13 protein-coding genes and 4 pseudogenes are annotated in these 12,343 nt (G+C 58.6%); 6 read left to right on the top strand and 11 right to left on the bottom strand.

Annotation, left to right across the window (positions count from 1 at the left end; all coding sequences use genetic code 11):
• Window positions 1–30 precede the first annotated feature (30 nt).
• From EOA32_RS06940 to EOA32_RS06960, 6 genes and pseudogenes are all read right to left on the bottom strand, one after another.
• A pseudogene (locus tag EOA32_RS06940) lies at window positions 31–878 on the bottom strand (ISNCY family transposase); the annotation flags it as partial.
• Window positions 778–1,266: a LysR family transcriptional regulator gene (locus tag EOA32_RS06945; RefSeq protein ID WP_128371285.1), complete on the bottom strand. Its 489-nt coding sequence runs from the start codon at window positions 1,264–1,266 to the stop codon at window positions 778–780. The pseudogene EOA32_RS06940 and the gene EOA32_RS06945, both read right to left, overlap by 101 nt.
• A gap of 408 nt (window positions 1,267–1,674) precedes the next feature.
• Window positions 1,675–1,848, bottom strand: coding sequence for a hypothetical protein (locus EOA32_RS38435; RefSeq protein WP_189406962.1), 174 nt, complete (start codon window positions 1,846–1,848; stop codon window positions 1,675–1,677).
• 568 nt (window positions 1,849–2,416) lie between these two features.
• Window positions 2,417–2,640, bottom strand: a pseudogene (locus EOA32_RS06950) (helix-turn-helix transcriptional regulator).
• A 183-nt stretch (window positions 2,641–2,823) separates the two neighbouring features.
• A complete protein-coding gene (locus EOA32_RS06955) occupies window positions 2,824–3,108 on the bottom strand; it encodes a DUF2285 domain-containing protein (RefSeq protein ID WP_245499185.1) in 285 nt (94 codons plus the stop codon).
• Between the two features lie 45 nt (window positions 3,109–3,153).
• Window positions 3,154–3,879 carry an autoinducer binding domain-containing protein gene (locus tag EOA32_RS06960; protein ID WP_128371286.1) on the bottom strand — a complete coding sequence of 242 codons (726 nt, stop codon included), beginning with the start codon at window positions 3,877–3,879 and terminating at the stop codon, window positions 3,154–3,156.
• A 529-nt stretch (window positions 3,880–4,408) separates the two neighbouring features.
• On the opposite strand from EOA32_RS06960, the gene EOA32_RS06965 reads away from it, so the two are divergent.
• The 4 genes from EOA32_RS06965 (at window position 4,409) to EOA32_RS06980 (ending at window position 6,955) form a co-directional block, all read left to right on the top strand.
• Window positions 4,409–4,636, top strand: a complete 228-nt coding sequence (locus tag EOA32_RS06965) for a hypothetical protein (RefSeq protein WP_128371287.1) — start codon at window positions 4,409–4,411, stop codon at window positions 4,634–4,636.
• A 306-nt stretch (window positions 4,637–4,942) separates the two neighbouring features.
• Window positions 4,943–5,125 (top strand): YjzC family protein, encoded by a 183-nt coding sequence (locus EOA32_RS06970; RefSeq protein ID WP_128371288.1) that lies wholly within the window; start codon window positions 4,943–4,945, stop codon window positions 5,123–5,125.
• 57 nt (window positions 5,126–5,182) lie between these two features.
• A complete protein-coding gene (locus tag EOA32_RS06975) occupies window positions 5,183–5,809 on the top strand; it encodes a hypothetical protein (RefSeq protein ID WP_128371289.1) in 627 nt (208 codons plus the stop codon).
• Window positions 5,810–5,812: 3 nt separating this feature from the next.
• Entirely contained in the window at window positions 5,813–6,955 is a 1,143-nt protein-coding gene (locus tag EOA32_RS06980; protein ID WP_189406964.1) for a hypothetical protein, read from the top strand.
• Window positions 6,956–7,240: 285 nt separating this feature from the next.
• Here EOA32_RS06980 and EOA32_RS06985 read toward each other — a convergent pair whose 3' ends face one another.
• From EOA32_RS06985 to EOA32_RS07000, 3 genes and pseudogenes are all read right to left on the bottom strand, one after another.
• Entirely contained in the window at window positions 7,241–7,996 is a 756-nt protein-coding gene (locus tag EOA32_RS06985) for a 4'-phosphopantetheinyl transferase superfamily protein (RefSeq protein ID WP_189406967.1), read from the bottom strand.
• 755 nt (window positions 7,997–8,751) lie between these two features.
• Window positions 8,752–8,946, bottom strand: a pseudogene (locus EOA32_RS06990) (helix-turn-helix transcriptional regulator); the annotation flags it as partial.
• A gap of 234 nt (window positions 8,947–9,180) precedes the next feature.
• Window positions 9,181–9,414: a helix-turn-helix transcriptional regulator gene (locus EOA32_RS07000; RefSeq protein WP_128371291.1), complete on the bottom strand. Its 234-nt coding sequence runs from the start codon at window positions 9,412–9,414 to the stop codon at window positions 9,181–9,183.
• Between the two features lie 103 nt (window positions 9,415–9,517).
• Between EOA32_RS07000 and EOA32_RS07005 the strand changes: the two genes are divergently transcribed.
• Window positions 9,518–9,787, top strand: coding sequence for a DUF2285 domain-containing protein (locus EOA32_RS07005; protein ID WP_128371292.1), 270 nt, complete (start codon window positions 9,518–9,520; stop codon window positions 9,785–9,787).
• A gap of 33 nt (window positions 9,788–9,820) precedes the next feature.
• Here the strand turns inward: EOA32_RS07005 and EOA32_RS39685 are convergent, their stop codons facing one another.
• Both EOA32_RS39685 and EOA32_RS39690 read right to left on the bottom strand, forming a co-directional pair.
• Window positions 9,821–10,006, bottom strand: coding sequence for a DUF2285 domain-containing protein (locus EOA32_RS39685; RefSeq protein ID WP_348632193.1), 186 nt, complete (start codon window positions 10,004–10,006; stop codon window positions 9,821–9,823).
• Window positions 10,007–10,098: 92 nt separating this feature from the next.
• Window positions 10,099–10,332: a hypothetical protein gene (locus EOA32_RS39690; RefSeq protein ID WP_245499187.1), complete on the bottom strand. Its 234-nt coding sequence runs from the start codon at window positions 10,330–10,332 to the stop codon at window positions 10,099–10,101.
• 1,755 nt (window positions 10,333–12,087) lie between these two features.
• Here EOA32_RS39690 and EOA32_RS39695 point away from each other — a divergent pair.
• Window positions 12,088–12,343: pseudogene (locus tag EOA32_RS39695) on the top strand (glycosyl hydrolase); the annotation flags it as partial.

A 12,343-nucleotide genomic window follows, 5' to 3' on the forward strand; every position in this document is an offset into this window, starting at 1 on the left:
ATAAGCGGGCTAGCCGCGCGACGGCCTCCAGCCCTCGAACCGACGATATCCGACGATCCTGCGCACCACAGCGCCATTCTTCTTCTCGACGAACGCCTGGTCGTTCTTGCGGTGGGGGCGGCAGCGCGTGGAGACGCGATGTTGGCGGTGGCGCAATAGGCTTCAGCCTCTCGTTCATGAAAACGGTGCGTTGTCCGTATCCAGGCCGAGAGCGCGAAGGGCAGTTGCTTGCGCAATCCTGTGAGCACCGTGCTCCGTCTGTTCGCGAACCAGCAGCGGTGCACATTCGTTCAGCCGGTCGCGATGTCGGTGAGCATGAGGGTTTGGATGAAGCTGCCGCGAGCCGAAGGGCCGCTATGGGCTACGAGGTCCGCCTCAACGAAGCCTGGCGCTGGATCGTCCCAATCCGCCGACGTTCTAATGGGAAAGCTCCGTCGCAGGGGGTGCGCTGCGGGTCGTCGTCGGGACGTCCCAAGCCTGCTCGGATCGGTCCCAGCGCCCTGTCGATCGTGGCCGCGCTCATCGCCAGCAATTTGCCCCGGATTTCGGGCGCCAGGTCAAAATGACCGTGCCGTTCCATCGCTCGAGAAGGACCGGCAGCAACGCCTTCAGCCGCTTGCCGCAGACGCGGTCATATGCGTCCCATAGCAATATGAGCGCATTGCGTTCCGCTTCATCATAAATCCGCGGCCGCGCTCGCCGGCCTGAAAAACGGCCCCTTACCGCGTCGCAACAGCCGCATCGCATCTTGCGGTGAAAGCCCTGATGACGACGAATTCATCCAAAATTCTGGCCTTCTCCGCTCGCGTCGAAGCACGATAGCGCTCTGAAACCGCAGCCATCAGTTCTTTCCGTGTCGCCATGCTCAGCCGTCCCATAATTGCCCCTGCTCATACCTTTTGGGATGGAGCAACTTATGTGAGGCAATGGCTGAACATTTAGGAACATTTTCGACGAGGCAATGCGAGTCTCACCTTGTTTGTCGCCGCTTGCCTTGACCCTGCGCACGATATCAGATGCGCTCGAAGAGATGTTTTCGAGTACGCCATGAAGATCTTCGCCAGGTCCAGTGAGCGCGACGGTGGTCCCGAGCTTAGCGACCAGTGAGACGCCGAGTTCCTTTTCAATAGCTTTGATCCGCCTGCTGACGGTAGCGGGCGTGATGTTAAGTTCAGAGGCGGCAAGTTTCAACGAGAGATGCCGTCCCAGTGCTTCGAACGTCTCCAGATCGCCCAGGCACGGGAGATCGTAGTAGGGATGCTTCATTAGATCCTCCATCAGATCAGCAGGGCTGTCGGCGGTGCGTTCATTCCGTACGTCGCCTTGAAGAGAGTGCGACTCGGGATTAGCTTGACGTGAGAGAACCGAAATACGGGTCGACCGACCCGACCACGTACACCGTACACCGAGGTTAGCTACATAAGTAATACCCGTACTGAACACCTTTGAGGTGCGCTCCTACGGGGTGGCGCCAAACTCGGGACGGGCGGCGAAGTGGCTGCGGGGTCAACCGCTTCCACTCAATGCCGCGCAACAGCGCGCCGGCCCATCCCAAGAGGGTTTCGACATAAGCTCCCGCGCCGTGATCCTTGGATCGGCAGTTCGATCGCTCCTCGTGGGTGGAAACCGCTGGTGGCCATAGGACATGGCCGCTCTGCTTTGCCATCCCAAATTCTACGAGGTCGGCTTCCGCGCTCGGCGGACGTGATCGAACGCCAGTCCTTTCTCGCCGGCAGCGGCATCGAACAGCATGAACTGGCGGTGGCCGCGAATGATTCGCCGGTAGACGAAGGTGTCATCCTCGGTCAGCCAGAAGGATACTACAGGGACATACGGGTGAGCTGCCATAGCGATTGCTAATCGTGACCGCACGCCCAAAGTCGGTTGGAACAGCAACGAATCCACAGCCCTGGACCGCTAGCCGGCGGCTGCATTCCAGCCGACGCTATCCCAAGCCAACGTCGCAGGGTTCAAGGACGGGTGTGCATAGGCGTACCCTTTCTTGTGGCTTTCGATTCGTGCAGGGACTCTGCCGAAGCCAAGCAGTATTCATGCCAAGCGGAAAAAATCCCGGAACCGAGAGCGAGCCAATGGTCTTTGTCTTGTTTGAGACATTATCGTTGTCGAGGACACAACATTGATTGACATTAACGCGTTATTCGGGCGCAAACCGACCTAGCCTCGACGAATTCTCTGAAGGGCTTTCGGGCTGTACGTGCCCAAGCTGCCTCCAGAGCAACGGTCTGCCTTCTTGAGTGGTTTGTCTGGTGTTCCCCGGAGACGGGCCGAGGAGCGCTCTCCCATCGTGCTCCTGCAAAGCTCGAGTAATCTGTCGGGCGGACCGGACTTGCTATTGGTTGCTGGCTGACTGACAAAAGCTTGGGTTTCAATTTTGCAGCGAGGTGGCGCGAGCTCGCTAGCGATTTCGACGCGGCGGTTTGATGAGATCGCAAGAATCGACGTCGAGTGCTTTGGCCAACCGACCGAGGACAGTTACGCGCTTGCAGAGACTCGGCCGCGCTCGATTGAGCCGACGTAGCGCATGCTGAGTTCTGCGCGCGCTGCCAATTCCTCCTGCGTGAGACGTTGGTCATTGCGTACACGACGCATGTTGATGGCCATGATCTCGCTGAGATCCATGGCGCGATACGGACCAGAATCGGAAACTATCGTTCTAAAGATGTAATTCCTAGTCGTTAAAGCGATTAGAGAACGCGTCGGTCACTCAGCGGGGCGGCTGCACCCTCTTGTATGTTGAACGGGCATGGGTCGATAATGACGGGAAAGATTGCAGATCAGGTAGCAAGTCGGGGTAGCCTTCGTTCATGAAGGCATGGTCCCGGCGGACGGCACGGTGGATGCAGTCGCGCAGATGGTCGCGGGGATCGGCCCAGTAGGCGCGGACCCGCGGCTCGCCGAGCAGTGCGCGGCAATATCGCGGTAGGAGGCTTTTGCAAGCGAGCCGTCAAGCGCCCGCAGGACGAAGCGCAGGCTCCGGCCGCGCGCTTCGGGCGGGAACAGTCTCGGCGGCAAGCCTGCCTGCGTAAGCAGGCAAGCATGACTGTGGGCCTCCTGGCAGGAATGACCCTGCCATTGGAGACCTGGCATCAGGCCCAAACAGCCTGTGCAGCGGTACAGGTTAGGACGACTGCGTCAGCCGAGAACCTTCCTGGAGGCGGAGAAGCGCGCCACGGCCTGCGTGCGAGTGCGCACGCCGAGCTTCTTGATGGCGTTGTCGAGATGGAAGGCGGCAGTCCGGCGCTTGATGCCAAGAATGCTACCGATGTCCCGGGCGGATTTGCCGTGCACCGCCCATTCAAGGCATTCATACTCGCGCGGTGTCAGCTGGACCCCGTCAATCACCCGGTCGGCGGAGAGCTTGCGGCGAACACAGACATGAAAGCAGGTTGCCATGAACCGGAAAGCGTCTTCGTAGCGTTCGGCAACGCGCAGGAGCGCCGGATCCGGCCTGTCGGCGGCAAAGCTCATGGCAGCGACGTTGCCGCGCTTGTCCAGGATCGGGATCGTCAGCCCGCAGCGGATGCCAAAGGCGGCCGCCTCGTCGAACAGCTTCCGCTCAAACTGCGACAGGCTGGTCCGGCCGTCGTGAAGTCCCCATAGAAAGACAGACTGACCTCCCTGCGCCCGGGCGATCACCGGATCGATGACGTGATAGCGGTTGCTTAGATACCGAGATGTCCAGCGAGAGGGATAATTCGAGATCAGCCTTGGCCTTGCCGGGGCTCGCGGCGGCAGCGACAGATAGGCAAACCTGACGAGGTCGAACGCTGCGGCAGCATGCGCCATGGCGTCGCGAAAGCCCCGCTCGTCGACGCTTTCCGACAGCCGTTCCAGAAACGTCTCGAAGACAAATTGCATAGCCTCAAAGCTCCCTCAATGCTTCTGCCGAGCTATCCAGCGCTAGGACCAGACGAAGCCCCACGACTACCACCTCGATGAGCACCGGTCCGCGGACGACGACGGGCTCATCGCCGCCCGGCATTCACACTAGGCGCGCACCTTGGCGACGACATCTCTCGGGCTCCCGGAAGCTCGAGCGTGGTCACGGGCAAATTGGCTTCCACGTCCAATTGTCGGAAATCCTTCTTACGACGAGGCCATTCCCACGCCAATCTGCAGAAATCGACTGCCATCCCAGCGAAATTGGCAGGACGAAATACGCTCGCTTACGCCCGTTAGTCCTGCAGAAATAGGCTGAGTGGTCGCTTCAAGAAAAGCGCACAAAGTGAGCGCGACTGATCGCGTCATCTTGCTCGATTCGGATGGCAACCCGGATCTCGAGTCATCTTGCACGGTGTGGGGTGCGTCCCGAACAAAGCATCGAAATTGATCTGCGTCGAACCTGCCAATAGCGAGTCAACACCGGCACTAACTTGAGAGGTGTCTCATGAGCGGCTTCGAGACACCGAATCAACTTCTGATTACCGCCGAGGGCAGCGTGCCATTCTCGACCGCGTTGATCATCCAAATTGCTGAGCCTTCGCCTCTCTCGGCGCTGTTCGTGAACCATCGTCCGACTTTCTGGTGCCACACCAGGAATCGCTTGAAGTCAGCGTTTTGCGCAGCGGAATTCATTGGCCGCCTAGGCACGGTGATGCCGCGTTGTCTCGGGTGAGCGATAGCATTGCTGCCAAAATTAAGAGCGCGCAAAAAAGTAAACTGGCCCGTGAGTTTATTTCCGCTGCTTGGATAGAATCCACAATACAATAGCGCGACAAAACGCCAGTTCGGTATTTACTTCCTATTATACGATGCTTAAGAACGCGACGGGAACGTTTCCGTCACCTGCCATCTTTTTGGTTTTGAACTGCGGTCTGGTGGTGCCGTTTGTTTGCAACCGAAACGCTAGTCCGCGCCCTCAGCGAGTCGGTATCTAGTGCCGAATGGCCATTTCCTATTGCACCCACCTGGACCAACGGCCATGACTGACGACAATCTTTACAAGCCTGGCGAAACCGCCCCAAAATCTGGGCAATATGAGATCATCGGACCGCGTGGCGGCGGTACCGGTGTCGAGCGCACGGTTGTGAAGGGTGAACCTCTCCCCCCTACTCTTGCGCCCGGCCAGAAGTATCGCCTGACCGACCCTACGAAAACCAAGTAATCGGCATCGGCGGCAGTCCTCCCACTGCCGCCGAAATTTACCTTCGTAAGATCTGTCATGCTCGAACACGAATATACTGTTCTCGGCGGCGTCAACCGTGCGCGCATCGGCCACTATCTGGGTATCGTCTCAGGTGTGGTGTCCGCTGGCGTCGTTTTCCTGCTGCTCTCCGCCATTGATATTGCCAAGACATTTGGCCTTGCGGCAAACTTGCCGCCATCGGTCCTGTCGCTGGTTAGCGCCGGGGCCGTCTTTGTCGTGCTCTATTGGTTGCTCGAAAAATACGCTTGGAAATGGTGGCCGCTGGCGTCCGTGCTGAAGGTCCCCAATCTGGCCGGCGAATGGGCCGTGCAAGGCCAGACGATTAACGCCGACGGCAGCCATGGCCACGAGTGGAGCGCAACTATCACCATCGTTCAGAGCTGGGACCGTATCCGGGTTCGTTTAAAGTCCGCACAATCTGGCTCAAATAGCACAAGTGCCGCGCTGATCTACGACCAGGCCGATGGATTTAGGTTGTTCTACTCCTACAAGAACGATCCCAACATCAACGAGGTCGAGCTGCGATCACATCGGGGCTCGGCCGACATCACCTTCGCCAAGGACTTGAGGTCCGGCAATGGAGAATATTTCAACGGGCACGGCCGCTTCACCTTCGGCAAGATGGCCCTTACGAGGATGTAAAAAATGGCAAGAGATATAGAAAGGCGTCTCCGCCAGCTGAAAACCCGTCGCGTCGGGATGGACCGGCTCGGCCGGCTGAATGAGGTCGCAAAACATGAGGTGTTGACAAAAAGCTTGGCGGAGGAAGCGTGGCAGATACGTGCTCTGTCGCAGCCCTATACACGCTACGCCCTCGGCGCCATGGCAGAGGTTGGTCCCGATTACACTCAGAAAAGTATCGAGACCGCCGAACGTGTTGGTAAGCAGCTGAAGGACAAACTCGAATCCAATGGATGGTCTGTCGATTGTCGGCTCCAAGGCTCCGTGCCGCTGAATGTCCACATCCGCGGCGTGAGCGACGTCGATCTCCTGAATCTTGATGCGGATTTTCTGACCTACTATAGCGCAGGCGCCAGGGCGCTGGCCGGATATTATTCCACCCCCGCCACCGAAACGTCTCGCGATCGACTGTTGCGGCTCAGAAAGGAATGCGAAAAAATACTGGTCGACGCCTACCCTGCCGCCGATGTTGATACGTCTGGGGGTAAGGCCATCTGCATCGCCGGTGGCAGCCTGGCGCGTCCGGTCGATGTCGTGCCCTCGCATTGGATCGATACTGTGGAATACCAGCGTACTCTCCAATTGCGTGATCGCGGCGTCAAAATCGTTAATAAGAAGATTCCCGAGACGATCGAGAACATGCCATTTCTGCACATCGATCGGGTTCACAATCGGGACCTGCTTGAAGCGGGCGGGGGCCTCAAGAAGTCAATACGTCTTGCCAAAAACGTCAAGAACGACGCCATCGAAGATGGCAGAGATGTCTCCCTCCCGAGTTTCGATATCGCCGGCGTAATGTTCCACGCAGACCAAGGCGCGCTGAAAGTCGGACAGGTTTACGAGTTGGCTATCCTTGCCGAAACGCAGCGTTTCCTGGAGCTGCTGCGGAACAACAAGGCCTATGCTCGCACGCTCGATGTTCCAGACGGCACGCGTAAAATCTTCGATTCCGAATCAAAATTCGCGGGCCTTGACGTTCTGTCGGCTGAAGTCGATGACCTCGCCCGCGAAGTGGCCAAGGAGCAGTCGCGGATGATCCGCCAATATGACGCCCTCCCGCTGGAAGTGAGTCGTAAGGCCATCGAAGGGGTATACGTGCCATCCTGACGTCTGTCTTCGGTTACCGCATTCGGGCATGGTCGGCGGCTGGAAATGGCAATGTTAAATTTAGACTGCCCGGATCAACGTACGAGACGTGGACCTAGGCGTCGTTCGCCCGGCAAACCAGTCCTCTTAGCTGGTCACTCACCAGCAACATCAGGCATAGAGCTGGCCGTAGACGTTCTCACCAAAAGGCGCCACGTGGTTCGCCAACGGAGGAGGAACTGACGTCCGTTTGGAGGTGTACAAGTTTCCAGCCCGTGCCATGGAATCACGGCCGCCAACACGGCCCTATATCGACGCGTCATAGCGGCGCACCGCCAACCAGGTCAAAACGTGGCCCGCTGTGATTTCAAAGCTAACGTCGAAGCGTTCACCCTTGGGCAATTCCTGACAAAGGGTTCGTGTCAGATGCAGTCGTAGACGCCCGTCTCGAGGCACCGCTCGCAGTTGAGCACAGTCGAACCCGAAAAAGTGCCTAGCCGTCGGATAGAGCGCTTTGAAGAGAGTTTCCTTCGCTGAAAAAAGCAGAGTGACTAGGCAGTCTGGAGAAAGAGCGGACTGTCGAGCTATCAATGCACGTTCATCGTCGTCGACGGTCGTGCTCAGAAGCGCTTCCAGCGCATGGCCGCTGGCCGTCGCCTCCACGTCGACACCTGCTTGGCATGTTCCGTCGGCGATGGCGAAACACGCACAGTGCCCTCTTGCATGCGATATCGAACCCGCAGAACCTGGAGGCCACAAGGGGGCCCTGTCTGGGCCGATGGGAATTTGGGGAGCGGGTTGACCCAGCATATGCAATGCAGCGCGAGCGATCGCTCGACCCGCGAGAAACTCGGCACGACGAATGGGCAATGCCCGGGACAGGCTGACGGGAGTCTCTATCGCCAGCTCATCAAAAAGATCCTCCGTGTAGCTCTCTAAGTCAAAGCGCCCATGCACAAGGATAGCATCGGGCATACGGGGATCATGCAACTCGACATTGACGAAGAATCCGCGAGACCTGGCCAATAGGCGATCATGGTCGCCACTGATACGGGCGATCATCCCGTCACATGCAGGGAAAACTGCACTGGCCATGCCCAACCAAGCCAAGCTTTTGCATGCGGATAGTCAATGCGGATCAAAAGGCGACAGCGTACGATCTTGATGGATTTTGCACTCCGAGCAGATCGGTCTGCATCGACTACACGGGTGCAAGGAGTGGAGCGTCTGTCACTCATAACGGGAGGGATGGATCTTTCCTTCGGTGCTGCTATTTCTGATCATTGGACTAGCGTTGGCCAATTCGTTCGCTGAAGCCTGAACATTGGAAACCGCTGAAGGTTGCAGCTTGAAGGTCTCATCGTCGCGGCACCTTCCCCGGCTGCCTTGCTTAACGAACCTGAAGGCTGTGTGGCCTGAGCAAGTTGCCACGCTCACCAAAGTTTCCTGTCCGCAAGTGAGATCGCCGCGTCTACCTCACCGAGCTGTCTACCACTCCCGGTGCGTTGGTGGATGTATAATTTTGTAAAATTCAGCTCTAGACTAGCCGACGCGTTTTCGAATGACAGTTCGCAGCGAAATCTGGCTGAGGTTACCAAAATCGAGTCCGTGGCCGCCTCAGGCGAGAGTTCCATGCCGTAGCGCCCAACCGACAGACGGCAGCAAACCGAAGTCCGTGTTTGCCGAATTTCGGCTGGGATTTGGAAGCAAATCCATATCGCCGAAACCGCATGAGCTGCGGAATGGCAACGGCCTTCGTCGATGAGCTCTGGGTACCTTCCGGCCAGGCGCGAGCGTCCAGCAATTGGCCGATTCCACTTGTCGGGCCGAACCAGATCCGTATGGCTGACGCCAAGTGCCAATGCCAGCTCGTAAATCGTAACGATGGTCGCATTCCGGCGTCCCTTGTCCAGTCCGCTGATATACTGCTGACTGAAGCCGGAAATCTCGGCAAGCTGCTCCTGCATCAGACGCTTCTTCTGTCTGATCCTCACCACATTCCGTCGGACCAATTGGCGATGCCCATGCGCCCGAGTCTGCCATAATCCGTCTCGTTGGCGCGTTGCTTCTCGAGCAAAACGAGGAATGGGCCCTGCAGCGGGCCCGCTTACTGACACTGGAAACCATCAGTCAGATGAGCGATGATCCCCGCTGATCAGCCTGCCACTGGAATCCAAACCTCTAGTGTTCGAGCCTCGGGACTTGCCGCAGAAATGCCGACTGGCTCTTCAGCGCGCAAGCACCCATTATGACCGGAGCTTTGACAAAATCTCGCATGGATCGGCGCCGAGCGCAGCTGCCACGTCGAGAAACTCAACGACGTCGAGCCGCCGCTCTCCACCTTCGTACTTGGCGACAAATGATTGAGGACGGCCAAGCTTTTCAGCGATCTCCGCCTGGGTCAAGCCCTGAGCTTTGCGGAGCGTAACTAGCTGATCCAGGAACTGCTGGTGACGAGGTGACCGAAGAGATTTGGGCATGTTGGCAAACCGGTCGTGAAAGGACCGGTCGACCCAGTAATCACGGTTTCCATTTATCCCATTTTCGGATATTCTGTTTCGACGAACGGATGACCAGCGGCCAATGCAAACTGGTAAGCCTCTGACCCCTAAACTGTCGGACGAAGTGCCTTGGTCGGAAAGCCTGACGGCTTACGACAAGGCGCATTTCACGATCTATATGCGCTTCCTCGATGCCGCGGTCGACGAGGCCAGCTACGAGGAGATGGCGCGGCTGATCCTCGGCATCGATCCGCAGCGCGAACCGATGCGCGCCCGCAATGCCGCGCGCAGCCACCTCGATCGGGCGAACTGGATGGTGACCACCGGCTACAAGAAGCTGTTCGCCGGCTGACGGGAGCGCGCTTCAAGACCTTCTGGGGGATGTCTAGCCGAGGAAGTCGGCATAGCCGCCGTTCATGAAGACATGACCGCGGCGAACGGCGCGGCGGATGCGGTCGCGCAGATGATCGCCGGGGGCGACCCAGTCGGCGCGCACCTGCGGCTCGCCGAGCAGTGCCGCGGCAATGTCGCAGTAGAAGGCCTGCGTAAGCGAGCCGTCAAGCGCACGCATCACTAAGCGCAGGCGCCGGCCGCCGCTTCGGGCGGGAACAGTCTCGGCGGCAAGCCGACCTGCGTAAGCAGACTTTCGAGGCATACGAGGGGCTAAAGGCGGCGCTTCGCCTGCCCGGCGGGCCAGATCTCGTCGGTGCGCAGCAGGACGGGACCGACAAGGTCCGTCCCTGAAACGGCAAGCTGCAGCTGCCGGCCGGGATGTTCAGCAAAAGGTGCTGAGCTGTCGGCAAGCCTCAACATGCTCGCGCGGCATGGCAGCCTGGCCGGATCGAAGGACGGCATCGCCGGCGGGACCGGCAGCGGTTCGGCAATGACCGGCAACACGTGCGGGCACCGGCGCGGACACCAGAACACCGCCGCATCCCGGTACAGAGAGCTGGCGAAACACAAGCGCCCACCGCGACAGGTCGGCGGCCGAGGCGATAACGTCGAGCGCTTGGCCGGCTTGCAATTGCCTGACCTGCGGCAAGGCGCGGGCGAGGTTATGCTTGAAAGCCGAGTTGCGCCGCGGGAACTCCCAGGCCCAGCTGCGCCGCGTCAGATGAAGACTGTAGTCGTAGGAGCGTTCGTCGCGCTAGTCCGGCCAGCCAACGGTCTCATGGGTCAGCTCAAGATCCCTCTGCCGGAAGCCCGGAGATCAGGCATAGTCCGAGCCCGCACTACCGGCGCCCACAGCACCGGTCCGGCGAGACCGCCGTTGCGGCGGACGGCATCGAGGCTGTTCCCTGCAAAGCCTGGAAAGCGGAACGCACCTCATGCCCCTCCAAGCTTTGCCGCAATCGCGGCCGCAGGACCCGCTCCGAAGCAACATCGGGGCCTGGCGCGATAGAGTCGATGTTTCTTGGTCCAGTTCCTTTTCGGGCAAGGGTCTTCATGCCTTTTTCTGGCAGGCTGGCGGAAAGTCTTTAGCCTCGGTTGGCCATTTTTGGTCCGCTTGTCACAATCCTCGCGGTCACCGGCTGGTAGAATGGCACTCGCGAGGCTGGAGGACCAGCAATGAGTTTCGTGCAGCTCCGCGCTATAGAGAGCCGGGCGTAACGTTCTAGCGCTGACGCCGTGACAAGTACCAACAGAAAACAGTTCTCCAGAGGAAATGCACAGACTTGGCGATCGGGAGGGATCGACCGACTGAACGAGGGCGAGGGCAAATGGTGCGGCCTAGAGAACACTCCGCGATTGTACGCGTGCAAAAATGGCGGGCAGGTCCTGGCATAGTGCCACCGCTGCGGTGTTTTCGCGGTGGCAAATTCGATCTTCGAAGGCCGCCAGGCGAACTGCACAGCAGATGAGAGCCTGCTCGAAGCGTGAGCTGTTCGGGATCGCAATTGCATGCCTGCCTTGCCGGCGGGAGCACGTTTCAGTATGCGTCGCTGGGGAATTCTAGCCCTGCTCTCCACCTGTCTGAACGGCGTCTCGCGTTCCGTGCGGCGTACATGGGCAATACGCTCCTGCTGAGGAACTGCTTCCATATACATTGAGGGACAGAAATCAGCCCCCTCGCCAATCCCTTTCCATCCTGCGTGCACACCCCTCAGCAGAGGTGGACGATGAAAAAGTGCGTCCGGCGGGCCTCCTGGCCGGCGCCGACGCATAGCCGATCGCGGCGGGAAAGCTGTTGAACGACCGCGTCGTGCCGTTCTCTGATGAGTATAGCATACCACTGAGCCAAATGCTGGGGGACGGTTCGGCAGAAGACTCGTCAGCTTCTCGAAAGTTAAGCTCCCTAGCATTTGAACTTGGTCTCCAGATGCGGATGCCTCAACCGGTGAAGGACCCAGGTACTCGCCAGACGGATCGGTACGAGATCGTTGTTCCCGTAACAGAAGGAGAGCTTCATGGATTCCACTCGGATAAACGGCATCGGATCGCTGCCCTCCCCGGCGAGGTACGTCGACAGACACGATGATGATCTATTTAGGCAAGCTTTGAACCAAGCCAGGTCATCGACTGTCGCACTTGTCTCTCCAAACGCTCCGATCTGGAGGTCGAGCGCGCCATACGAGGACTTTTCACATGGCGGCTATTCCTGGAACAATGATATCTGGGGGGGGAAAGGGCGCTGGGCCTCAGACAATTTCGGTGTATGCAGACAACCAGTGGAGCGTGTGGTCGAACCAGCCTAATACCGGAGGTATCAAGAGCTATCCCCACCAGGCTTTCAATGTCGGAAAACCGCTCAGTTCAATTAAAACTCTTACTGGGAGCTTCAACCAGGATGTTCCTTCTGGCGGCGCCTGGGACACCGCCTACGACATCTGGGACAGCTCACATCAAAATGAGATAATGCTCTGGACAAACCACACCGGAAATCCAGACGGCAGCGGCAATGTTAAGC

The organism is Mesorhizobium sp. M1A.F.Ca.ET.072.01.1.1 (assembly GCF_004023325.1).
Taxonomy (GTDB): Bacteria; Pseudomonadota; Alphaproteobacteria; order Rhizobiales; family Rhizobiaceae; genus Mesorhizobium.

Bases quoted from the DNA above. Each gene is read 5' to 3' on its own strand.
- EOA32_RS06945 (WP_128371285.1), bottom strand. From the start codon at position 1,266: ATGAAGCATCCCTACTACGATCTCCCGTGCCTGGGCGATCTGGAGACG.
- EOA32_RS38435 (WP_189406962.1), bottom strand. From the start codon at position 1,848: ATGGCAGCTCACCCGTATGTCCCTGTAGTATCCTTCTGGCTGACCGAG.
- EOA32_RS06955 (WP_245499185.1), bottom strand. From the start codon at position 3,108: ATGCCAGGTCTCCAATGGCAGGGTCATTCCTGCCAGGAGGCCCACAGT.
- EOA32_RS06960 (WP_128371286.1), bottom strand. From the start codon at position 3,879: ATGCAATTTGTCTTCGAGACGTTTCTGGAACGGCTGTCGGAAAGCGTC.
- EOA32_RS06965 (WP_128371287.1), top strand. From the start codon at position 4,409: ATGAGCGGCTTCGAGACACCGAATCAACTTCTGATTACCGCCGAGGGC.
- EOA32_RS06970 (WP_128371288.1), top strand. From the start codon at position 4,943: ATGACTGACGACAATCTTTACAAGCCTGGCGAAACCGCCCCAAAATCT.
- EOA32_RS06975 (WP_128371289.1), top strand. From the start codon at position 5,183: ATGCTCGAACACGAATATACTGTTCTCGGCGGCGTCAACCGTGCGCGC.
- EOA32_RS06980 (WP_189406964.1), top strand. From the start codon at position 5,813: ATGGCAAGAGATATAGAAAGGCGTCTCCGCCAGCTGAAAACCCGTCGC.
- EOA32_RS06985 (WP_189406967.1), bottom strand. From the start codon at position 7,996: ATGATCGCCCGTATCAGTGGCGACCATGATCGCCTATTGGCCAGGTCT.
- EOA32_RS07000 (WP_128371291.1), bottom strand. From the start codon at position 9,414: ATGCCCAAATCTCTTCGGTCACCTCGTCACCAGCAGTTCCTGGATCAG.
- EOA32_RS07005 (WP_128371292.1), top strand. From the start codon at position 9,518: ATGCAAACTGGTAAGCCTCTGACCCCTAAACTGTCGGACGAAGTGCCT.
- EOA32_RS39685 (WP_348632193.1), bottom strand. From the start codon at position 10,006: ATGCGTGCGCTTGACGGCTCGCTTACGCAGGCCTTCTACTGCGACATT.